This window comes from Anaerostipes stercorihominis, assembly GCF_057535655.1.
The window spans coordinates 21,093-41,646 of record NZ_BAAJCL010000003.1 but is presented as its reverse complement, the minus strand read 5'-3'; the positions used below and the strand labels follow the sequence as shown (position 1 = coordinate 41,646).

19 protein-coding genes and 1 pseudogene are annotated in these 20,554 nt (G+C 43.3%); 17 read left to right on the top strand and 3 right to left on the bottom strand.

Features of this window, described 5'->3' with window-relative positions; genetic code table 11:
• From AC27EF_RS04080 to AC27EF_RS04025, 12 genes and pseudogenes are all read left to right on the top strand, one after another.
• The gene (locus AC27EF_RS04080) at positions 1–405 is read left to right on the top strand and encodes a PrgI family protein (RefSeq protein WP_120106234.1); all 405 of its coding nucleotides are present in this window, start codon (positions 1–3) and stop codon (positions 403–405) included.
• On the top strand, positions 374–2,791 hold the full coding sequence (locus tag AC27EF_RS04075) for a VirB4-like conjugal transfer ATPase, CD1110 family (RefSeq protein ID WP_487109061.1): 2,418 nt from the start codon (positions 374–376) through the stop codon (positions 2,789–2,791). The genes AC27EF_RS04080 and AC27EF_RS04075 overlap by 32 nt, the downstream gene beginning before the upstream one ends.
• A 1-nt stretch (position 2,792) precedes the next feature.
• On the top strand, positions 2,793–5,060 hold the full coding sequence (locus AC27EF_RS04070) for a C40 family peptidase (protein ID WP_487109420.1): 2,268 nt from the start codon (positions 2,793–2,795) through the stop codon (positions 5,058–5,060).
• A 19-nt stretch (positions 5,061–5,079) separates the two neighbouring features.
• Positions 5,080–5,388: a DUF4315 family protein gene (locus tag AC27EF_RS04065; protein WP_487109059.1), complete on the top strand. Its 309-nt coding sequence runs from the start codon at positions 5,080–5,082 to the stop codon at positions 5,386–5,388.
• Positions 5,363–6,082, top strand: coding sequence for a DUF4366 domain-containing protein (locus AC27EF_RS04060; protein WP_487109058.1), 720 nt, complete (start codon positions 5,363–5,365; stop codon positions 6,080–6,082). The genes AC27EF_RS04065 and AC27EF_RS04060 overlap by 26 nt, the downstream gene beginning before the upstream one ends.
• Positions 6,083–6,157: 75 nt before the next feature.
• Entirely contained in the window at positions 6,158–8,269 is a 2,112-nt protein-coding gene (locus AC27EF_RS04055) for a DNA topoisomerase 3 (RefSeq protein ID WP_487109056.1), read from the top strand.
• 15 nt (positions 8,270–8,284) lie between these two features.
• Complete coding sequence (locus tag AC27EF_RS04050) at positions 8,285–9,307, top strand: DUF5688 family protein (RefSeq protein ID WP_487109054.1); 1,023 nt, start codon at positions 8,285–8,287, stop codon at positions 9,305–9,307.
• A gap of 89 nt (positions 9,308–9,396) precedes the next feature.
• Complete coding sequence (locus tag AC27EF_RS04045; protein WP_487109052.1) at positions 9,397–11,346, top strand: YodL domain-containing protein; 1,950 nt, start codon at positions 9,397–9,399, stop codon at positions 11,344–11,346.
• Positions 11,343–11,603, top strand: a complete 261-nt coding sequence (locus tag AC27EF_RS04040; RefSeq protein ID WP_173864533.1) for a transposon-transfer assisting family protein — start codon at positions 11,343–11,345, stop codon at positions 11,601–11,603. Before AC27EF_RS04045 ends, AC27EF_RS04040 begins: the two co-directional genes overlap by 4 nt.
• Positions 11,593–12,468 carry a DUF4316 domain-containing protein gene (locus AC27EF_RS04035; RefSeq protein ID WP_173864534.1) on the top strand — a complete coding sequence of 292 codons (876 nt, stop codon included), beginning with the start codon at positions 11,593–11,595 and terminating at the stop codon, positions 12,466–12,468. The genes AC27EF_RS04040 and AC27EF_RS04035 overlap by 11 nt, the downstream gene beginning before the upstream one ends.
• Before the next feature lie 5 nt (positions 12,469–12,473).
• The gene (locus AC27EF_RS04030) at positions 12,474–12,764 is read left to right on the top strand and encodes a molecular chaperone (RefSeq protein ID WP_117468700.1); all 291 of its coding nucleotides are present in this window, start codon (positions 12,474–12,476) and stop codon (positions 12,762–12,764) included.
• A 255-nt stretch (positions 12,765–13,019) separates the two neighbouring features.
• Positions 13,020–13,322: pseudogene (locus AC27EF_RS04025) on the top strand (recombinase family protein); the annotation flags it as partial.
• A gap of 560 nt (positions 13,323–13,882) precedes the next feature.
• Here AC27EF_RS04025 and AC27EF_RS04020 read toward each other — a convergent pair.
• The 3 genes from AC27EF_RS04020 to AC27EF_RS04010 all read right to left on the bottom strand — a co-directional run bounded on the left by AC27EF_RS04020 (position 13,883) and on the right by AC27EF_RS04010 (position 16,327).
• Positions 13,883–14,329: a DUF4624 family lipoprotein gene (locus AC27EF_RS04020; protein WP_487109049.1), complete on the bottom strand. Its 447-nt coding sequence runs from the start codon at positions 14,327–14,329 to the stop codon at positions 13,883–13,885.
• A gap of 33 nt (positions 14,330–14,362) precedes the next feature.
• A complete protein-coding gene (locus AC27EF_RS04015; RefSeq protein ID WP_065535597.1) occupies positions 14,363–15,163 on the bottom strand; it encodes a helix-turn-helix domain-containing protein in 801 nt (266 codons plus the stop codon).
• Positions 15,164–15,427: 264 nt separating this feature from the next.
• Positions 15,428–16,327 (bottom strand): helix-turn-helix transcriptional regulator, encoded by a 900-nt coding sequence (locus tag AC27EF_RS04010; RefSeq protein WP_084462068.1) that lies wholly within the window; start codon positions 16,325–16,327, stop codon positions 15,428–15,430.
• 371 nt (positions 16,328–16,698) lie between these two features.
• On the opposite strand from AC27EF_RS04010, the gene AC27EF_RS04005 reads away from it, so the two are divergent.
• The 5 genes from AC27EF_RS04005 to AC27EF_RS03985 all read left to right on the top strand — a co-directional run bounded on the left by AC27EF_RS04005 (position 16,699) and on the right by AC27EF_RS03985 (position 20,538).
• Positions 16,699–17,112 carry a cysteine-rich VLP domain-containing protein gene (locus AC27EF_RS04005; protein WP_487109047.1) on the top strand — a complete coding sequence of 138 codons (414 nt, stop codon included), beginning with the start codon at positions 16,699–16,701 and terminating at the stop codon, positions 17,110–17,112.
• A gap of 111 nt (positions 17,113–17,223) precedes the next feature.
• Positions 17,224–17,619: a replication initiator protein A gene (locus AC27EF_RS04000; protein WP_022788524.1), complete on the top strand. Its 396-nt coding sequence runs from the start codon at positions 17,224–17,226 to the stop codon at positions 17,617–17,619.
• A gap of 173 nt (positions 17,620–17,792) precedes the next feature.
• Entirely contained in the window at positions 17,793–18,734 is a 942-nt protein-coding gene (gene mobV, locus AC27EF_RS03995; RefSeq protein WP_065535596.1) for a MobV family relaxase, read from the top strand.
• A 43-nt stretch (positions 18,735–18,777) separates the two neighbouring features.
• Entirely contained in the window at positions 18,778–18,933 is a 156-nt protein-coding gene (locus tag AC27EF_RS03990; protein ID WP_022788525.1) for a hypothetical protein, read from the top strand.
• A 93-nt stretch (positions 18,934–19,026) separates the two neighbouring features.
• The gene (locus AC27EF_RS03985) at positions 19,027–20,538 is read left to right on the top strand and encodes a recombinase family protein (protein WP_487109045.1); all 1,512 of its coding nucleotides are present in this window, start codon (positions 19,027–19,029) and stop codon (positions 20,536–20,538) included.
• Positions 20,539–20,554 lie beyond the last annotated feature (16 nt).

The following is a 20,554-nucleotide window of genomic DNA, read 5'->3' as shown; positions in this document are numbered from 1 at the left end:
ATGGCGTATGTGAGTGTGCCGAAAGATTTAACGAAAGTAAAGAATAAAGTGGCATTTAATCTTACGAAAAGGCAATTGATCTGTATTGGCATTGGAGCAGCTATGGGGATTCCCTGTTATTTTCTCTTTAGAAATGCTCTTGGAATCAATAATGCTGCAGTCCTTATGGTCCTTATGATGCTGCCGGCCTTTTTGTTTGCCATGTATGAGAAAGATGGAATGCATCTGGAAGACGTGTTGATGCATGTGATCCGGATGAAATTTATCCGGCCATCTGTCAGAAAATATGAAACTGAAAACTATTATGAATCGGATCCGGATGGAGAAGATCAGAAAACGATGAGAAAGGAAGAGAGGAAAGGGGGAAAAAGCGGTGGTAAGAAAAAGGAAAAAGACCGCAAATAAAAAGAAGAATGGAAAAAAAGATGTAAAGAAACTTACCGTTCAACAGACCATTGCCTACAAAGAAATGGGAAGGGATGGTATTTGCAGGGTGCAGGGAAACGTCTATTCCAAATGTATCCGGTTTTACGATATCAACTATCAGTTGGCGCAGAATGAAGATAAGAATGCGATCTTTGAAAACTGGTGTGATTTCCTGAATTATTTTGACAGCAGCATCCATTTTCAGCTCAGTTTTATCAATCATAAGAGCAGCATGAAGGAATTTGAGCAGGTGATCAAGATCAGCCCACAGGGAGATGCTTATGATGATATCCGTATGGAATATGCCAATATGCTGAAAAAGCAGCTTGCAAAAGGAAACAATGGTTTGGTGAAAACGAAATACATCACCTTTTCCATTGAAGCAGAAAATATCCGGGAAGCAAAACCGAAGCTGGAACGTATCGAGTCTGATATCCTGAATAACTTTAAAATACTTGGTGTAATGGCGTATCCTCTGAACGGGGAAGAACGATTGCGAATTCTGTACGAAACCTTTAATCCGGATTCTACGGTAGAATTCCAGTTTGATTATGGCTCTATGATTAAAACCGGCTTAAATACAAAAGATTATGTAGCGCCTACCAGTTTTGTCTTTAAGGATGGGAAGACTTTCCAGATGGGAAATACGATGGGGGCGGTTTCTTATTTACAGATCCTTGCTCCGGAACTGACGGACAAGATGCTGGCAGAGTTTTTGGATATTGATAAGGATTTGATCGTAAATCTGCACATTCAGTCCGTGGATCAGATGAAAGCGATCAAACTGGTAAAAAGTAAAGTAACGGATATCAACAGAATGAAAATTGAAGAGCAGAAAAAAGCAGTAAGAGCAGGGTACGATATGGATATCATTCCGTCGGATCTGAATACCTATGGAGGGGAAGCAAAACGGCTTTTGGAAGATCTGCAGTCACGAAATGAGCGTATGTTCCTTGTAACAGCGCTCTTTTTAAATACAGCAAAAAGCAAGCAGGAATTGGAAAATGCGATCTTTCAGACAGCCGGTATTGCACAGAAATATAATTGTATGTTAAAGCGTCTGGACTATCAGCAGGAAGAAGGTTTGATGAGCAGCCTTCCCCTTGGAGTCAGCCATATTCCGATAAAAAGAGCGCTGACAACGACCAGTACAGCGATTTTTGTACCGTTTACCACACAGGAATTATTTATGGGCGGCGATTCTTTATATTATGGACTGAACGCTACCAGCAATAACCTGATCATGGTAGATAGAAAGAAGTCGAAAAACCCTAATGGTCTGATCCTCGGTACGCCCGGATCAGGAAAATCCTTTGCGGCAAAAAGGGAAATGACAAACGTATTTTTTACGACCAAAGATGACATTATCATTGGAGATCCGGAAGGCGAGTATTATCCATTGGTTAACGCTTTGGGAGGACAAGTTATCCATATTTCCCCAAACAGTAAGGATTACATCAATCCGATGGATATCAATATGAATTATTCTGAGGATGATAATCCGCTGGGAGTAAAATCTGACTTTATTTTATCCCTTTGTGAATTGATCATGGGAAGCCGGGATGGGATTGAAGCAGAAGAAAAGTCGGTCATTGACCGATGCCTTCCGCTTGTATATCAGAACTATTTTTCTGATCCGAAACCGGAAAATATGCCGATCCTTGGAGATCTATATGATTGTCTCCGCAAACAGAAAGAACCCCAGGCACAGAGGATTGCCACAGCTCTGGAAATCTACGTCAACGGATCTTTGAAGGTGTTCAATCACCAGACCAACGTAGAACTGAATAACAGGATTGTCTGCTTTGATATCAAGGAGCTTGGAAAGCAGTTGAAAAAGCTTGGAATGCTCATCATACAGGATCAGGTATGGAACAGGGTGACGGTTAACCGTGGCGTAAAATCTACCTGGTACTATATCGATGAATTCCATCTTCTTCTGAAAGAAGAGCAGACCGCATCTTATTCGGTGGAGATCTTCAAGAGATTTAGGAAGTGGCAAGGCATCCCGACAGGAATCACGCAGAATATAAAGGACCTCCTTGCCAGCCGTGAGATTGAAAATATTTTGGATAATAGTGATTTTATTCTGATGTTAAATCAGGCTGCAGGTGACCGGCAGATCCTGGCAAAACAATTAAATATCTCACCGTATCAGTTGTCTTATGTTACGAATTCCGGGGAAGGAGAAGGACTTCTCTTCTATGGGACAACAATCATTCCGTTTAAGGATAAATTTGATAAGTCGCTGAAGTTATATTCGCTCATGACAACAAAGCCGGAAGAAGTGGAACAAAGAGAAAAGGAAGGAGGCGGAAGTCTTGGCAGGGAAAGAACTGAAAGGAAGAGAGAAAGTTGTAAGTAAAATGACAAGAGACGGTCTGACGGAAGAAAATCTGGCAGATGGTTCTGTAAAAGATATCAGCCATAAAAGCCGAGGCAGACCGCCGGAAATGAAACAGGACTTTGTTTTTGACCGGGAAAAGAAGAAAGACAAGCTGTCAGATGGACAAAGCGAGGAACGGAATCTGCAAAAAAAGCAGATCCGAAACTCCTCTTTGCGAAAAGAAGCAATATCTGAGGAACCTATTTTAGAAGAATCTGTGTTAGACGGAGAGGGAGCTGGGGAGAAAAACGTATCTGAAAAATCTCCCCAATACAAGAAAAAGTTTCGGGAACATGCGCAGATACCGGAAGATGACTCCTTGACCGGACAGAAGAAAAAGATCCGGAAAAAGCAGATCCAGAAACAGATGAGAAAAGAGCAGGCAAAATCCGGAAGGTTATCCTTTGATGATGAGGAAAATCAGATGGTAAAAGGACCGGGGATGAAACCGGGCAGAACCATTGGAAGGTATGCGGTAAGGGATGCAATTTCAAAAGGGGTATCGGATCCAGAAGAAGAGGAACAGGATGTTGCAACGGAAACGGTTCAGTTTGCAGAAAGAGGAACCGAAACAGCAATAAGAGGTCTGCGCTATGCACAGCTTCGGAGCCAGCGTGCAGATGTAAAGGCAAACCGGAGAGGATATCATCTGGATGAAACCGGAGAAAAGTTAAAATTTGGTATGAGTGACAGCATGGGGAAAGCAGGGGCGGAGGAAATGGCCAAAAAGTCGGAAGAGAAGAAAAGGGTTCTGAACCGCTTTTTCCAGAGAAAACGATATAAGGATGTCTATCGGGCTGCCAGAACAGGAAAAACTGCAGGCAGTGCAGGCGGGGCGGCAACTGTTGCCGGCGTTGAGAATATAACCGTGAAAGCGAAGATCGCATTAAAAGAGATTGTGAAGCGGAATCGGGCTGTATTTTTCGGCGCCGGTATTTTTGTGCTCTTATTTCTGATCGTGGCAGTATCTTTGGGAAGCTGCAGCGCTTCCATACAAGGGGGCGGCTCTGTGATCGAGATCACCACATATCCGGGAACGGATGAAGATATCTATGCGGCTGAGAACTACTATGTTTCTTTGGAAACGGCTTTGAACCAGCAGATCAATGAGATGGAAGCCACTCATCCGGACTATGATGAATACCAGTACAACGTAGGCGAGATCGCTCATAATCCGTATCATCTGATCTCCTATCTGACAGCAAAATATGGGGATTGGAAATTTGAAGATATCAAGGATGAATTACAGGCTTTATTTGAAGCACAGTACAGCTTGGATACAGAAAGCAAAACAGAAACCGTGACAGAAACGAAGACAGTACGGGTAGGGGAATCCTTAGGGAACGTAGTTACCAGCGGTTACTGTAATTGTTCGATCTGTTGCGGACAATGGTCAGGCGGTCCTACAGCGAGTGGCGTTTATCCAACTGCAAACCATACGATCGCGGTAGATGCTTCTGATCCATTTGTTCCGATGGGAACAAAGATTGTGATGAATGGCGTGGAATATACCGTAGAGGATACGGGAGCCTTTGCAAGATATGGGGTGCAGTTCGATGTTTACTATGATAATCATAGCGCAGCATCCGCACATGGTCATAAGACCTGGGAAGCGTTTATTGCGGATAGTAACGGAAGCAATGAAGTGACGGTAACGAATACAACAACGAAAAAGATCTTGTATGTAACCTTAGGGAATACAGGATTTGATGCAGTCGCAAGAGCCAATCTGAATGAGGAACAGATGATCCTATACAATGCTTTGAATACCACCTATGGAAACAGAAATTACTTGTGGGATATAGGAAATATCTCCACAGGCTCCGGTTCGGACGGAATGAGTTATGAGATACCGCCGGAAGCATTACAGGATGAAGAATTTGCCCGGATGATCCGGGAAGCTGAGAAATATCTGGGAGTCCCGTATGTATGGGGAGGATATTCTCCTTCTGGATTTGACTGTTCCGGATTTGTATCCTATGTAATCAATCATTGTGGAAACGGATGGAATCTGGGAAGGCAGACCGCAGAGGGATTGCGAAACAGTTGTACGTTTGTTTCTCCGGGAGATGCAAAGCCGGGGGATCTGATCTTTTTCCAGGGAACGTACAGTACGCCAGGAGCAAGCCATGTGGGTATCTATGTGGGAAATAACATGATGATCCATTGTGGGGATCCGATCCATTATTCCAATATCGGTACAGCATACTGGCAGCAACATTTTATGTGTTTTGGCAGATTGCCATAAGAAAAGGAGAGTGAAAGATTTGAATAAAAAAATCAAGAAATATATGGAGGAGATCCATAAGACAGAACAGAAGATCGCTGATCTTCAGCAGTATCTCAAAGGACTTCATGCTGCTTTAAAACAGGAAGAAGATAATGAGATGATCAAAAGCATCCGTGGAATGAAATTAGACAGTCATGCCCTGCATGATCTTCTGAATGGAATCCAGGAAGGAACCGTAAAATTTCAGGTCAGCCAGGAGTCTGAGGAAGAAGGAGCAGGCTCCTTTGTATTTACAGAAAAGAAAGAGGAGGGACATCCGTATGGTGAAATGGAAAAAACTGAATAAGAAAGTGGCAGGAGTATTGTTAGGCGTTATGGTGCTTTTTTCCGCATCCACAACAGCCTTTGCATATGTGGATCCGTCGGCAGAGACGGCAAATACAGAAGCGGCACAGACGGAGACGGTACAGAATGAAGAAACAGAAAAGCCGGCAGATAAGGAGATTCTGCCGGAAAATAATACAACAGAGAAGAAAGAAGATGCTTTTACAGAACCGGGAAATGGGGAAGTCCAGGATGATATCCAGAATGAATCCAGTAAAGAATTCCTTACGATCACAACAAAGAATAACAATACCTTTTATCTTGTGATTGACCGTAGTTCTACCTCCCAGAATGTATATCTGTTATCTCAGGTAGATGAAAATGAGCTGAAGGAATTTGTGGATCAGGAAAAAGGGCCGGCAACTGTCACACCCACTCCGCAGGTAGTCATCGATGAAAATAAAACCGAAGAAACCGATAAAAAAGAAGAGATAGCAAAGCCAGAAAAAGAGAAGATGCCACAAGCTAATATGGGAGCAATGGCAGCGATCCTTATTCTTGCGTTAGGTGGAGTTGCAGCTTATTACTACTTCAAGATCTATAAGCCAAAGAAAGAGGAAGAAGAGGATTTTGAAGAGGAAGGACTGGAAACAAGTGACGGATTGGAAATCATCAATGAGGATGAATTTGAAGACCGGGAAGAAGAAAATGAATAAAAAATAAAAAAAATGAGTGGAACGCCCTGTATTTTTGGGGCGTTTCCTTTCGTTATATGAAGGAGGTAATAAGTTATGTATTTAGTAATTGCAGAAAAACCAAGCGTGTCCAAAGCGATTGCGGAAGTGATCGGGGCATCAAAAAAAGAAGAAGGGTATCTGGAAGGAAAGGGATGCATTGTCAGTTGGTGTTTTGGCCATCTTGCAGAATATGTTCCACCGGATTCTTATGATGAAAGGTTTACCAGATGGCTGTATGAGGATCTTCCGATCATCCCAGAGGAATGGAAACTGGCAGTATCCAAAGATAAGAAAGAACAGTTCTATATTTTGAAAAAGCTGCTGAACCGCCCGGATATCGAGTTTGTGGTAAATGCCTGTGACGCCGGACGGGAAGGAGAACTTATCTTTAAGCATGTATATGATCTGTCCGGAAGTAAAAAACCGGTCAAGAGATTATGGATCAGTTCGCTGGAAAGTTCTTCGATCTTAGAAGGGATGGAACATCTGAAAGCTGGAGAAACCTACCATAATCTGGCAGAAGCAGCGGTTTGCCGGGCACAGGCAGACTGGCTTGTCGGTATGAATGCGACCAGAGCTTACACGACAAAATATTTTAAAAAGCTGGCAGTTGGACGCGTGCAGACACCGACACTTGCCATGCTTGTCGAAAGGCAGAAGCAGATTTCCGGTTTCAAAAAAGAAAAATATTTTAATGTAGTTTTGGATTGTGATGGACTGATCGCAGAGAAGAAGAAAATCTTCGATGTGGAAGAAGCAGAAAGAGTGTGGAAAACCTGTCAGGGTAGTGAGGCGATTGTGGAAAAGGTGGAGTCAAAGGAAAAGACGGTAAAACCACCGAAACTGTATGACCTGACAACCCTACAGAGAGAGGCGAACCGTATCTATGGAATGACTGCTCAGCAGACATTAAATGCGGCGCAGAGCCTGTATGAGCAGAAGGTGATCACTTATCCGCGTACAGACAGCCAGTATTTGACAAGTGATATGGAAGAAACAGCGAAACAAGTGATCCGTAAGATCCATGAGAAATACCAATTGATGGGACCGTTTGACCAGCCTAAAACACCGGAGGTAAAGAAGGTGCTGAATGACAAGAAAGTATCGGATCATCATGCAATCATTCCTACGGTAGAACTTGCAGAATTTGATTTCTCTAAGTTAAGAGAATGGGAACAGAAGATTTTATTCCTGATCGCAGTACATACCGTAGAAGCAATGGAAGAAGATCATGTATTCATGGAGACAGAGGTGGAAGTACGATGTCAGGATGAGATTTTTAAAGCAAAAGGAAAAGTGGTCAAACAGATCGGTTGGAAACTGTATGAGGAATGCTTTAAGAATGATGATGGACTTGCCATAGAAAACCCGGCGGATGCAGGGAAGGACCGCATTCCCAAAGTAGAAGCAGATCATAAGTTTTACAACGTATCCGCAGCGAAGACGGAACATTTTACAGCACCACCGAAACCGTATAGTGAAGATACTCTGCTTGCAGCTATGGAGACCGCTGGAAATAAAGAATTTGAGGAAGATACCGAGAAGAAAGGGCTGGGCACTCCGGCAACAAGAGCAGGGATCATAGAAAAACTGATCGCTTCCCAATATGCGGTACGAAAAGGCAAACAGATCCTTCCAACAGAGGACGGAATAATATTGATTGATATCTTACCGGATTTCTTGAAGTCTGCCACCATGACAGCCGAATGGGAAAACCAACTGTTAGAGATGGAGCAGGGAAAGATGGCTCCTGGGCAGTTTATGACAGGCATCGAAAAGCTTATTTCCATGATGCTGAATCATTGTGACTCCATTCCGGAAGAAGAGACACGAAGGTTCCAGAAAAAAGAGAGCGTGGGAACCTGTCCGGTCTGTGGCGGCCTGGTCTATGAAGGAAAGAAAAATTTCTATTGCGGTAACCGTGCATGTGATTTTTGTCTCTGGAAAGAAAACAAGTATTTACAGAGTATGGAAAAGGATATGGATGCCAGGATGGCTGCTGAGCTTTTGAAGAATGGAAGTGTTCATGTGAAGGATCTGTATTCCAGAAAAAAAGATCTGTATTTTGAAGCAGATCTGCATATGGAAGCCGATGAAAACGGGAGAGTGACATTTTCATTATCTTTCCCGAAAAAGAAAACAACGAAGAAAAATAAGAGAAAATAGAAGGAGGAATAAGATATGGATTTTAATCAATTTGTTGACGAAGTAAAGGGAGGAATTAAACAGTTTCTTCCGATTGAATATGAAGATGCACAGGTAAGAATCGAAGAAATCAAGAAATTAAATGAGAATTATCTCGGAATCACGGTCTTAAAAGAAAATCAGGTAATCGCGCCGACCTTTAACCTGAATCAGTTATACGAAATGTTCCAGTCAGATCCACAGAATTCTATGGAAAACATTTTGAGAAATATTACGGAGCTGGTGCTTGATGCACCGGAACAGTTTGATCCGAAGAGCATCACAGAATTATCTTCAGCAGAAAAAAATGAAGAAATGCTGCAGAACGTACCTCACCAGATGAGAGAAGATCTGGCAATTACCTATCATCTTGCAATCAGCATTGATGATATTGGGGTGGGTTCTACGACGATCACGAATGATATTTTAAAGCGTTATGGGATCAGTGAGGAACAGCTTCATGCAGATGCTATGGAAAACAGTCCGAATGTCAGACCCATCCATGTGATGGTAATGGGAAGTATGATCGAGCAGCTTATGGGAATGGGATCAGAAACAATTCTGAAAGATGAATCTGTTCAGAGTATTGCAGAAGTTATCTCAAATGGAATGGGAAGTGAGAATCCGATGTTTATTGTAACGAACTCACAGACAGTGGATGGAGCAGGTGTGATTTTTTATCCGGAAGTAATGGATCAGATTGGGGAAGGTTTTCAGGGAGACTTCTTTATTCTGCCTTCTTCCACTCATGAAACATTAGTCATTCCAGATAATGGAGCATTTGATTACCGGGTTCTGGAGGATATGGTCCAGACGATCAATGAAAATGAAGTCGCTCCGGAAGAACGACTTTCCGATCATGTCTATCATTATGATGTGAAAGACCGGGTATTTGAAAGGGCAGATAAATTTGAAGAGCGTCAGAAAGAAAAGGCAGCTCAGCTCGATAAAAATGAACATACCAGAAAAGAGCAGAAGATGGAGCATCCAAAACCAAAGAAACATGCTATGGAATTATAGAAGTGTAGAGTCCGTATAACAATAAGATGGGAATCCCTCATACACACGGCTGTATGGGGGATTTTTTGAAAGAGAAAGAGAGGAAATGAATGAGCGAAGAATTGACAAAAACCAAATTACTTCCCATACAGGGAAAAGATATGGACAGTATCATGCAAAATCTGGAAACAGGAGTCGCAGAACTATTTACCAGTGAACGGTATCAGGAATATTTGAAAACCATGTCAAAATTCCATAATTATTCTTTTAATAATACGCTGTTGATTGCAATGCAAAGGCCAGATGCCACCTTAGTAACGGGATATCGGAACTGGCAGTCTATGGGCAGACAGGTAAAAAAAGGGGAGAAGGGAATCACCATTATCGCACCGGCACCAATCAAAAGAAAAAAGGAGCAGGCAGTATTGGATCAGGATCAGAAACCAGTCATCGGTCCGAATGGAAAACCAAAGACAGAAGAGGTAGAGATCACACTTCCGTGTTTCAAGGCGATTACAGTATTTGATATTGAACAGACCACGGGAGAACCGATCCAGACACTTGCTCCGGAAATCCTGACAGCGGCAGTAGAAGATTTTGACTTATTCCTGCAAGCAATCCAGGAAATTTCACCGGTACCGATACGATTCGATACGATTGATGGAACTGCAAACGGTTATTATCACAATCTGGATAAAGAGATTGTGATCAAAAAGGATATGAGCCAGAGTCAGACATTAAAAACGGCAATCCATGAAACAGCACATGCAAGGCTGCATGACAGAGAAATCATGGAAAGCCAGGGCATTGAGAAGGACCGGCTGACAAAAGAAGTGGAAGCAGAGTCTGTCGCTTATTGTGTATGTTCTGCGTTTGAATTAGATACATCAGAATATAGTTTTCCTTATATTGCTGGTTGGAGTAGTGGAAAAGAAATGAGAGAATTGAAAGCATCTATGGATGTGATCCGTAAGACAGCCGGAGAAATGATCGATGAACTGACAGAAAAAATAGAAATGATGCTGGAACAGAAACAAGAGAAATTACTTGCTGCAGTAGAAGCTGCCGGATACCGTTATGTAAAAGAAGAAAGCAATTCCCAACATCTGCAGTTTATTCCGGACGGCACTCATAGGATGCAGGGACATTTATTTGCAAAATCCTGGAATGAAGTGGAACGATGGGTAGATGCAATCATAGAAAAAGGAGATCCAATCCAGAAAGAACGTGTAGAGCGAGTAATCTATCCGGAACGGTTTGAACAGAGTTTTGAAGAAATGATGTTTACAAGAAAAGAATGCAGACTCTCAATTTATCATTTAGATGAAAATGGCTCTGGAAAAGATCAATTATTTGTAGGAATGGAAGACTTGCAGAAAAAAGGGATCACGGTAACTGCTGATCAGTATCGATGTGTTTATTCCAGCCTGTATCTGCCAAATGAAGATATGAATGCGATTTACAGTATTTTTAATGATGATCCACCGGCAGATTATAAGGCACACTCCCTGTCTGTCAGTGATGTTGTGATTATGAACCAGAATGGGGATATGAAAGCATATTTTGTGGATCGCTTTGGCTTCCAGGAACTTCCGGGTTTTGTGGAAGAGAGAAAAAAGATACTTGGAATGGAAAGTGACATTCAGAAAAAGGATATCTTAGAGCAAACGAGCTGTATCAGCTTCTATGCGGCAGAATGTTCAGAGTTTCCGGTATTAGGAGAAGTTCATCATGATCTTACTTTGCCGGAAGCTTTAGAAGCGTATGAGAAGATACCTGCAGAACGAATGAATGGAATAAAATCAGTTGGATTTAACCTGCAGGAAGGCAGTGATTATGACGGAATGATGGATCTGATGGTTGCCGGAAGATCACAAAGAGAAATCTTAGATTCCATACCGTTTTACAGGGAGAACAGGTTGGTGCAGGAAGCCCTGAAACATGTAGAACAATATATCGAAGAAAAGCCTCTGAATGTAGAGAAAACCAGACCAAAAGAAGAAAAAGGAGAGATACAGAAAACCAAATCTCAAAAAAGAAGGGAGGATATGAGCTTATGAGCAAAGTAACATTTGAAGAAGATGAATTAGCAGTTGTGGCTCTTTTCCAGGAAAACACTAGAAAAGATACGATAGATATTTTGAAAGACACTTTAGAGGCATTGGAAGAAACGAAAGAAAATCCGTTGGAAGACGATCTGCTGGAAACCATTGCATCTGCGATCAGTAAGTTACAGATGATCGAAGATAAATATTATTATTCCCTGGATCTGAATCGTTATCTGAATAATCTGGAGGATGATGCTTATGAAGAATGATCAATTTGCAGTTTACCGAGTAGACCGTAATTCGGAAGGGAGAGACCTCTGGCACCTTTCCTATCAGGAAGCGGTAAGTAGGAAACTTGCGATACGGATTGAATATTACCGGCAGATGGATATCAGACCATTATTGCCGGGAGAAACAGCGATTGCTTTATGGAAACGCATGAAAGAGTCTTGTGAAGTCAGTGATGTGCTTGTACTGAATCAGAATGGGGAAATCCATTGTTATTATGTCAATGAAGACTATCCACAGCTTTTATCAGGGTTCATCCGATTAAACCCGTCAGGTACATTGGTCACGTTGGATACGGAAAATTATCGCATTAGTGGCAAGCCGGGAAACTGGATGGCTACGGATGATATCATTATTGATGGAAAACAGTTTTATCTCATGGAGCATCAGGAATATCACAGACAGGTTGCCTATATCATCCTAGACAGTTATGGAAAGATGATCATGGAGGAATGTCAGAATGGATTTGATGAAAAAACCAAACAGAAACTCCATGAGCTTATGAAAGAACCGGAACAAAAAGAACAGGAACATCAAAAATATAAAGACAGGCTGGAACATTATCAGAAATTTTTTGAGAATGGTACTTATGAGAGAAGCTGGGAATCCGGAACAGAAGAAAACTATAATATGGTGGATGGTCAGGTAAATAATCTAAAAAGTGCAGAAGGGAAAAGAGTGGAAAGAAAGCCGGCACAAAGCCCAGAACAATCCTCAAAAAAGAAACCAAAGAAAAGAGAGTCGGTGATCAAGAGATTACGAGAAAAACAGATTGCAATCGCTGTGAAATCTGGAAAACCGGTACCGAGATATTTGGAGCAGGATATGGAAAGGAGGAGAGGATAGATGCTATGAAACTGTCAAAGTATGAAAAAGAAACGATTATCCTGACAAATGAAGAAGATCGATATTATAGTGTCTATACATTTAATCAGGGATTACAGAAACGACTAAAGAATTTTGCAGAGAGATATCCTGAATGCTGCTATCTAAGCAACTCAACAAAAGAAGGAAGTGAAACCTATATAATCCAAAAGGGACGGTTATCATTGAATTTAAGACCTCCTTATGCAAAGGAACGAATTCAGAAAGCATTAGAAACAATTCAAATAGCACGTGAAGAGAAGTTGGATGATTCATAAGACACAATTTAAGCGAAAAATGTCTCATGACCATGAGGAAAAATGAAAGCAAAAAGTATTCTGTGATAAAGTAATAAGGCTTAGAAGAGAAAATGTCTCTTCTAGGCTTTTTTTAGTAAAAAAGTAGTTGGGGCATATGTTTTTGAAACGACAATAAATATAGTAAAATTTGCACCGGAGGGCTATACTTTAACAGGACGATAAACATCGTCCTTTTTAAATTACAAGATTACATAACGAAAGGAGGTTAAGAGAATGTCAAGGACTTCAAAGATTACCGCACTTTATGAGCGATTATCAAGGGACGATGACCTTACCGGCGAGTCAAATTCAATCATCAATCAGAAGAAATACTTGGAAGATTATGCTCGTAGAAATGGGTTCGGTAACATTCGACATTTTACGGATGATGGTTTTTCGGGTGTGAATTTCAATCGCCCAGGCTTTCAAGCGTTGATTAAAGAAGTGGAAGCAGGCAATGTCGCAACAATCATTGTTAAAGATATGAGCCGATTAGGGCGAAACTATCTGCAAGTTGGCTTTTATACAGAAACATTATAGACAAGGACACAAAAGGCAGACCATGAAATGGGGCTGCTGACAACAAATAAAGGTTGAATATCCGGCACAGGGAAAGTGCGGGATATTCAGCCTTTTTGTTGTTTGTTGGGGTTTCCAAAGGGGCTTGCCCCTTGGCACACGACTTTGCTTGCAAAGTGTAGTGTGTTATACGCTCTGTCAGCGTTGCTGCGAAAATGGGATTGCCACCGGGAAAGGCAATAGCATTTGGAGCGGCAGGAAAACAGGGCTGTGATTGCGTGACGTGGAGCCGCAAGCGCAAGACTGGTCTTATCAGCAGACAGGGCGTATATGGAACTTCCGTTCCACGCCGGACTATGAGACAAAGTGTCCCAAACGGATAGCCACACTCACAAAAAAGAAGACGGATTTTTCTCTCAAAATTGAAATGGGCAGGAAAGCCATTTTAGGGCTTTCCCGCCTTGACTACCCATCAGCAAAGACAGGCGGGACTGTCAGCGGCGGCGCATTTATGCGCCGTTCATCTTGACCGTTGACTGGCTCGCCTGGCTTTGCTATTTCCCCGATAGATTAGGAAATTATTTGAGTGGCTTTTCACGTTCTTGAACATAATCATTTTCAAAGCTAATAGAAATTATTGTATTTTTTATTCCTGTCCCTGTAAAACATACAGCATATTCGTCATCCTTTTTTAGATTGTCCAGTGAAATGGAAAAAGTAGTTAATTCAACTGCTCCGTCCCATGTATTACTCCATAAAATCTCATTTGTTTTATTGTTCTTGATTTCTAAAATTCCTTTTTCTCCATCCATTTCCAATTCACATTTTGCTGTCACATTCTCTAAATCATTTGATACACAAAATAGCTTTTCATTGATAAATGGTTCTGTATCATCATAATTTTCATTTAATTGCATTTCGATTTTTACACCATCTGCGGTATTGGCATTGGCTATGGAACTTATGCATGATGTTAAGGCCGCCATACTAATAAGTGCAATACATAAAACAAGAATTTTCTTCATAAATACCTCCGCATACTTTGGTTTTCTGCTCTTTTATTTTCTCCCCCGCTGTGGGGTTGGATTTTTCAGCAAGTCCGATTTCTCCGCAATCTTTTTCAGCCACTTCTTTTCTTCTTCTGACAGCTTCTTCAAATTCAATTTGAGCTGTTTGCAGATAAAAGCCATAGACGCTTGCTCCATGTCATCGTCCTCGCTGGCGGCTTCGTCTGCGGCCTGCAACAATCCTTTCAGCGGGTTATCCTCCGGGACGCTGAAAAAATCGTCCTTGTGGGTTTCCCGCAGGTCAAATGCTATATTGTTTATGTCCTGCTGTATCACATAGCGGCAAAAGCTGTCATCGTCAATATGGGCGGCGATAAGCTGTCTTAACTGCGGGTCGGTCAAGCCGGAATTATGTTGCTTCATAATGGTTGCGCTCATAGCGTCCACAATGGCGTTTGCGCCCTGCACCTGCTTCCCGGCAATTCCATTCACATAAATTTCAAGGTCAGCCATCAGCCGGGGAAAATCCGGGTGCGCCGCCAGTTCACACAAGAGGGAATTGTCTACCAACCCACTTTTCAATAGTTCAATCATATCATCACTCAAACACAGGTCTGCAAGATCGGCGTTTGGGTAATTTTTTGTTTCGGACAGCCCCAGCAGATAGTCGGCAGTCACGCGGTAAAATTTCGCCAGTTTGATAAGAGCATAGTGGCTGATATCCTTGAAGTCATCCGCTTCATAACTGCCCAGCGCAGACTTGGAGAGGTGCGTTTGCTCCGCAAGCTGTTCCAGTGTCAAGCCACGCTCCACACGCAGGTCTTTTAAGCGTTCTTGTGTGGATAGTTCCATGCTCTCCCTCCTTGTCCACTCTATAAAATAGGAAGTTGTTACATTGTGGGGTATGTTTATTATACATGTTTTGTTGTTTTTACTCTTGATTGTGTAATTTCTTCAAATAGTTGTTTTTCGTTTAGGTCTTTAAAAACTCTTTTTGGAATTAACGTATATATTCGTGGTGCTTGAATTAATACTTTAATATTTCTTCTGGTTTCATATTTTTACCTTTCAAATTCTAATTCATCATGCTCTATACGAACTGGAATTTATAGCTATTCAAGCCGTTAGTATTACTGGAACAGCTATCCTTGCTCCCGTACTTGTATCTGCACCGAAGTTAAAACTTGGGGCTATATCATATGCGAATTTATAACCATATACCGCAGGATTGTATTTTCCTATCGCTGCATATGTGATTTCAATCGCCTTACAGAAGTCCTCTTCATTCTCGTATGGTTCACTTTGAAAATAAAGCATGATACATTCTGGAAGTTCCACTGTTTTATATGTTTCTGGAAGTTCTTTATCATAATCTAATGGCACTTCAACGCCTGCTGCTATCTTTGAAAAACCATTTTCGACTAATTTGTCTGGTAATTCAATCAAAGCAGCAGGTTCAAATTTTTCTGGAATACTATTTAGCAGACCTTCCCATTCACAGCCAACTTCTTCGCAATACGAAAAATAATCTTGTGCATGGTGTGACGGGAGATAAATCAACTTCCTTCTTTCACGTTCTTTAACAGTAATCATACAAAAACTTAAATCATTACCCATAAATAATTCCTCCTTATTTTTAAACAAAGCATAATAGTGACTAATCGGATATTGTATGAATAATGGAATAGCAATCTTTTTTTCACGATATACAGAGGGATTGATATGAAATTTTTTATAAAAGGAACGCGAAAATCCCTCGTGCGTTTCATAATGGCTGTTCAATGCGACTTCCAAAATTGTTTTTTTTGTATTCAATAATTCATTTGCGCTATCCGTTAAACAAACTGCACTAACATATTCTTGTAATGTTTTGTTCAGATACTTCTTGAAAATTCTGTCAACTTGTCGCCTTGAATACCCAATCTTAGAACAGATATCATTTATATTGAAATTAGCATCTTTATGATGTATGCGTATATAGTCCTGTATTTTCTGTACCGTTTCTATTTCTCTCATTCAATTATACCCACCTCTAATATACATAATTAACAACGTGCTTATCTTGATTTATTTAGACAAATTGTCATTTGTCGCTTTGCTGTTTCCATTCTACCACAATTCCGAGAGCGTGGAAATAGAAAGTTTTCCGGGCTGATTTCCGACATTATGGATATACGGGACGGGCGGTCATTTAGGTGTAGACTTATCTTAGTTCATCGATGAGCCGCACCTTGAAAACAGAATGACCGTCCGAAAGGCGTTTCCCGGCAGGGGAAGCAACGCAAGGAGCCAGTTTCGGGACAACTTGTCCCGAAGTCCGGGGAGCGTGCCAACGTCGGAAAACCTTTCGGAGAGAACGGCAGCGAAAAAGCAAATGGAGGAAACGCATGAGAGATAATCCATATAAACGACTGCCACCCATAGAGCGCAGGCCGGACGGTTCCCTCTACCGCATGAACCCGGCGCAGAGGAAACAGGCAAACGCCCTTATCCGGCGGGAGTGCTGTAATTGTGAAAACGGGGCTTGTATCGCCCTTGGCGACTGGGACAGCCACACCTGCCCGCAGCTGATTTCTTTCTCGGTCTGCTGCAAGTGGTTCCGTTGGGCGGTCTTACCACTTATGGGGACGCTGGAAGCGGCGATTTACCGGAATAAGGATCTGAAACGCTGTGAGGTCTGCGGCGGTGTGTTCGTCCCAAAATCCAACCGAGGGAAATACTGCCCGGACTGTGCCGCCAGAGTTCACAGGCGGCAGAAAACAGAAAGTGAACGGAAAAGGAGGTCGAGCGTGGACAGTTAGGGGCTGAAAAGTCCTTGATTTATAAAGCGTTCAGAGGGCAGAACCGGAAGAAGTGGTATAAAGTATCGCCCTCCCCTGAAAATGCCTTTCTAACCGTCCACAAAGCATACTATGACAAGCATGATTTATATTCATCAGCCAGGAAAGGCGTCCAGCTTCACCCGGCTCCCCAATTTTCTCTTTGAAGCGCCCACATTCCAGCCCTTATCCAACGAAGCAAAGCTGCTGTATGCCTTTATCCTGCGGCGGGCGGAGTTATCCCGGAAAAACGGGTGGGCGGACGAGTACGGTCGCATTTACCTGTATTATCCCATTTGCGAGGTGGTTGCCCTGCTCCATTGTGGGCGGCAAAAAGCAGTCAACACCTTGCGAGAGTTGCAGTATGCGGAGTTGATTGACATTAAGAAACAGGGCTGCGGAAAACCCAATCGCATTTATCCAAAATCTTATGAAGCGGTTTCAAACACCGACTTTAAGAAATCCGATTATGGTACGCGGTCGAATTGAAAACCGTACTCGACAAGTACGATAATCAATCCTCTTGAAGTACGGAAACTGGACGGTATATAGAAATACAAAGATTAAAACGATTGATTTATATCTATTTCATTCCTATCCTATCAGAGATAATTTTGGCGGGGAAACCCGCTGGAAAGGAAGGGAACGGGGAAAGGAGTTTCATGGCACAGCACGCAATTTTGCGGTTTGAAAAGCACAAGGGCAACCCGGCAAGACCGCTGGAAGCCCATCACGAACGGCAAAAGGAACAGTACGCCAGCAATCCCGACATTGACACCAGCCGGAGCAAGTACAACTTCCATATCATTAAGCCAGAGGGTAGATACTACCACTTTATCCAGAACCGCATTGAACAGGCAGGGTGTCGCACCCGCAAGGACAGCACCCGGTTTGTAGATACGCTGATTACCGCCAGCCCGGAGTTTTTTAAGAAGAAGTCCCCAAAGGAAATACAAGCGTTTTTCCAGCGAGCGGCGGACTTCCTCATTGATAGAGTGGGCAAAGAAAATATCGTGTCGGCGGTGGTTCACATGGACGAGAAAACGCCACACCTGCATTTGACCTTTGTTCCGCTGACACAGGACAACCGCCTGTGCGCCAAAGAGATTTTAGGCAACCGGGCGAATTTGACAAAATGGCAGGACGATTTTCACGCCTACATGGTGGAGAAATACACGGATTTGGAGCGTGGGGAAAGCGCCAGCAAGACGGGCAGGAAGCATATCCCCACCCGGCTGTTCAAACAGGCGGTTTCCCTCTCCAAACAGGCAAGAGCCATTGAAGTCACCCTTGACAGCATTAACCCACTGAACGCCGGAAAGAAGAAAGAGGAAGCCCTCGCTATGCTGAAAAAATGGTTCCCGCAGATGGACAACTTCTCCGGGCAACTGAAAAAGTACAAGGTCACAATCAATGACCTTTTGGAAGAAAATCAGCAGTTGGAAGCCAGAGCCAAAGCCAGCGAAAGCGGCAAAATGCAAGACCGTATGGAACGGGCGAAGTTAGAAAGCGAACTGCACAATATCCAAAGACTGGTTGAGCGTATCCCGCCGGAGGTGCTGGCAGAACTGAAACGGCAGCAGCATTGCAGAAAGGAAAGGTGATTTTATAAGTAACAGTATCAGATACAAGAAAGAAACCGAAATCGTGACTTTTCAGGGAAAGGAAATCACGCTGGAAAATCTCTCCCCAATATTCACGCCGGAGCAGGAAGCGGAGAAACGCCGGGAGCTGGAACAGCAGCTTTATGAGGTGTTCCGCAAGTACGCCGACAAGCGGCAGAACGAGGAAGCCGGGGCGTAAGGTTTTCCGAAGCCATCGTTGATTTGCGGGGCTGCTGGCGGTATAATGAAACTGTCAGTAGCTCCGTTTCTTTTTTAGAAAAGGAGCGACAATATGGATAATCGAATAGACGCGATCTATGCAAGACAATCGGTGGACAAAAAGGACAGCATTTCCATTGAAAGCCAGATTGAGTTTTGCAAATATGAACTAAAAGGCAGTAACTGTAAAGAGTACAAAGACAAAGGGTATTCCGGGAAAAATACGGAGCGTCCAGAGTTCCAGCAGCTTATGAGGGACATCGAAAGCGGACTTGTGCGGAAAGTAGTGGTCTACAAACTGGACCGTATCAGCCGTTCCATTCTCGACTTTGCGAAGATGATGGACTACTTCCAAAAGTATGAAGTGGAGTTTGTGTCCTCTACGGAAAAGTTTGATACCTCCACCCCGATGGGGCGGGCTATGCTGAATATCTGTATCGTGTTCGCCCAGCTTGAGAGGGAAACCATACAGAAGCGGGTGCAGGACGCATGGCACTCCCGCTGTCAGCGGGGTTTCAAGATGGGAGGGAAAACACCCTACGGGTTTCGGACAGAGCCGTATGTGATGGACGGGGTGCGGACAAAGAAGCTGGTCATTGAGCCGGCAGAAGCGGCGTTTGTGCGGCAGATGTATGAAATGTACGCAGACCCGCAGGTGTCCCTGCATGACATTACAAAGAAACTGACAGCGGACGGTATGCGTACCTATCATGGCAGGCCGCTGTCGAGGGCAACTTTGAGCGTTATCCTACGCAACCCGATTTATGTCATGGCTGACCTCGACATATACGAGTTCTACAAAAGCCAGGGAACGGATATTTACAATAACGCCGCCGACTTTGCGGGGACAAACGGCTGTTATTACTATCAGGGCAAGGGGAACACCGAGGACAAACATAAACACCTGCAAGGGCAGACGCTGGTGCTTGCTCCCCACGAGGGCTTTATCCCCTCCGAACTGTGGCTGAAATGCCGCAAGAAGCTGCTTGCCAGCCATACTTACCAGCCAGCAAGGAAAGCCCGGAACACTTGGACAGCGGGAAAAATCAAGTGCGGAAAATGCGGCTATGCGCTCATGTCGGCGCACTCCAACGGTATTCTTTATATGCGCTGTACCGTCCATGCAGACAGCGGGGCCTGTCCCGGCTGCGGGTGCGTGAAGCTGCACGAACTGGAAGCGGTTGTGTATAAGGCGATGGTGAAGAAGCTGAAAGATTTTAAGACGCTGACGGGACGGAAAAAGGCGGCAAAAATCTCCCCGAAGCTGACAGCGAAGCGGCTGGAACTGGCGCAGGTGGAAAGCGAGATTGAAAAGCTGCTTGATACGCTGACAGGCGCAAGCCCGGTGCTGCTCTCCTACGCAAACAGCAGGATTGAGGAACTGGACGCAAGGCGGCAGGACATTTCCAGCGAGATTGCGAAACTGTCTGCGGACGCTGTGCCAGCCGAAAAGATAGAAAGCATTTCCGGCTATCTGGACGATTGGGAAAATGTCAGCTTTGAGGACAAGCGGCAGGTAGTGGACGCACTGATAACCGTTATCCGGGCGACCAATGAGAAAGTAGAAATCGAGTGGAAAATCTGACGGGCTAACCTCCGTC

What these genes read in the sequence shown, in the direction of transcription:
- AC27EF_RS04080 (WP_120106234.1), top strand. Translation starts at nt 1, where the DNA reads ATGGCGTATGTGAGTGTGCCGAAAGATTTAACGAAAGTAAAGAATAAA.
- AC27EF_RS04070 (WP_487109420.1), top strand. Translation starts at nt 2,793, where the DNA reads ATGACAAGAGACGGTCTGACGGAAGAAAATCTGGCAGATGGTTCTGTA.
- AC27EF_RS04060 (WP_487109058.1), top strand. Translation starts at nt 5,363, where the DNA reads ATGGTGAAATGGAAAAAACTGAATAAGAAAGTGGCAGGAGTATTGTTA.
- AC27EF_RS04055 (WP_487109056.1), top strand. Translation starts at nt 6,158, where the DNA reads ATGTATTTAGTAATTGCAGAAAAACCAAGCGTGTCCAAAGCGATTGCG.
- AC27EF_RS04050 (WP_487109054.1), top strand. Translation starts at nt 8,285, where the DNA reads ATGGATTTTAATCAATTTGTTGACGAAGTAAAGGGAGGAATTAAACAG.
- AC27EF_RS04045 (WP_487109052.1), top strand. Translation starts at nt 9,397, where the DNA reads ATGAGCGAAGAATTGACAAAAACCAAATTACTTCCCATACAGGGAAAA.
- AC27EF_RS04040 (WP_173864533.1), top strand. Translation starts at nt 11,343, where the DNA reads ATGAGCAAAGTAACATTTGAAGAAGATGAATTAGCAGTTGTGGCTCTT.
- AC27EF_RS04035 (WP_173864534.1), top strand. Translation starts at nt 11,593, where the DNA reads ATGAAGAATGATCAATTTGCAGTTTACCGAGTAGACCGTAATTCGGAA.
- AC27EF_RS04030 (WP_117468700.1), top strand. Translation starts at nt 12,474, where the DNA reads ATGAAACTGTCAAAGTATGAAAAAGAAACGATTATCCTGACAAATGAA.
- AC27EF_RS04020 (WP_487109049.1), bottom strand. Translation starts at nt 14,329, where the DNA reads ATGAAGAAAATTCTTGTTTTATGTATTGCACTTATTAGTATGGCGGCC.
- AC27EF_RS04015 (WP_065535597.1), bottom strand. Translation starts at nt 15,163, where the DNA reads ATGGAACTATCCACACAAGAACGCTTAAAAGACCTGCGTGTGGAGCGT.
- AC27EF_RS04010 (WP_084462068.1), bottom strand. Translation starts at nt 16,327, where the DNA reads ATGAGAGAAATAGAAACGGTACAGAAAATACAGGACTATATACGCATA.
- AC27EF_RS04005 (WP_487109047.1), top strand. Translation starts at nt 16,699, where the DNA reads ATGAGAGATAATCCATATAAACGACTGCCACCCATAGAGCGCAGGCCG.
- AC27EF_RS04000 (WP_022788524.1), top strand. Translation starts at nt 17,224, where the DNA reads ATGACAAGCATGATTTATATTCATCAGCCAGGAAAGGCGTCCAGCTTC.
- mobV (WP_065535596.1), top strand. Translation starts at nt 17,793, where the DNA reads ATGGCACAGCACGCAATTTTGCGGTTTGAAAAGCACAAGGGCAACCCG.
- AC27EF_RS03985 (WP_487109045.1), top strand. Translation starts at nt 19,027, where the DNA reads ATGGATAATCGAATAGACGCGATCTATGCAAGACAATCGGTGGACAAA.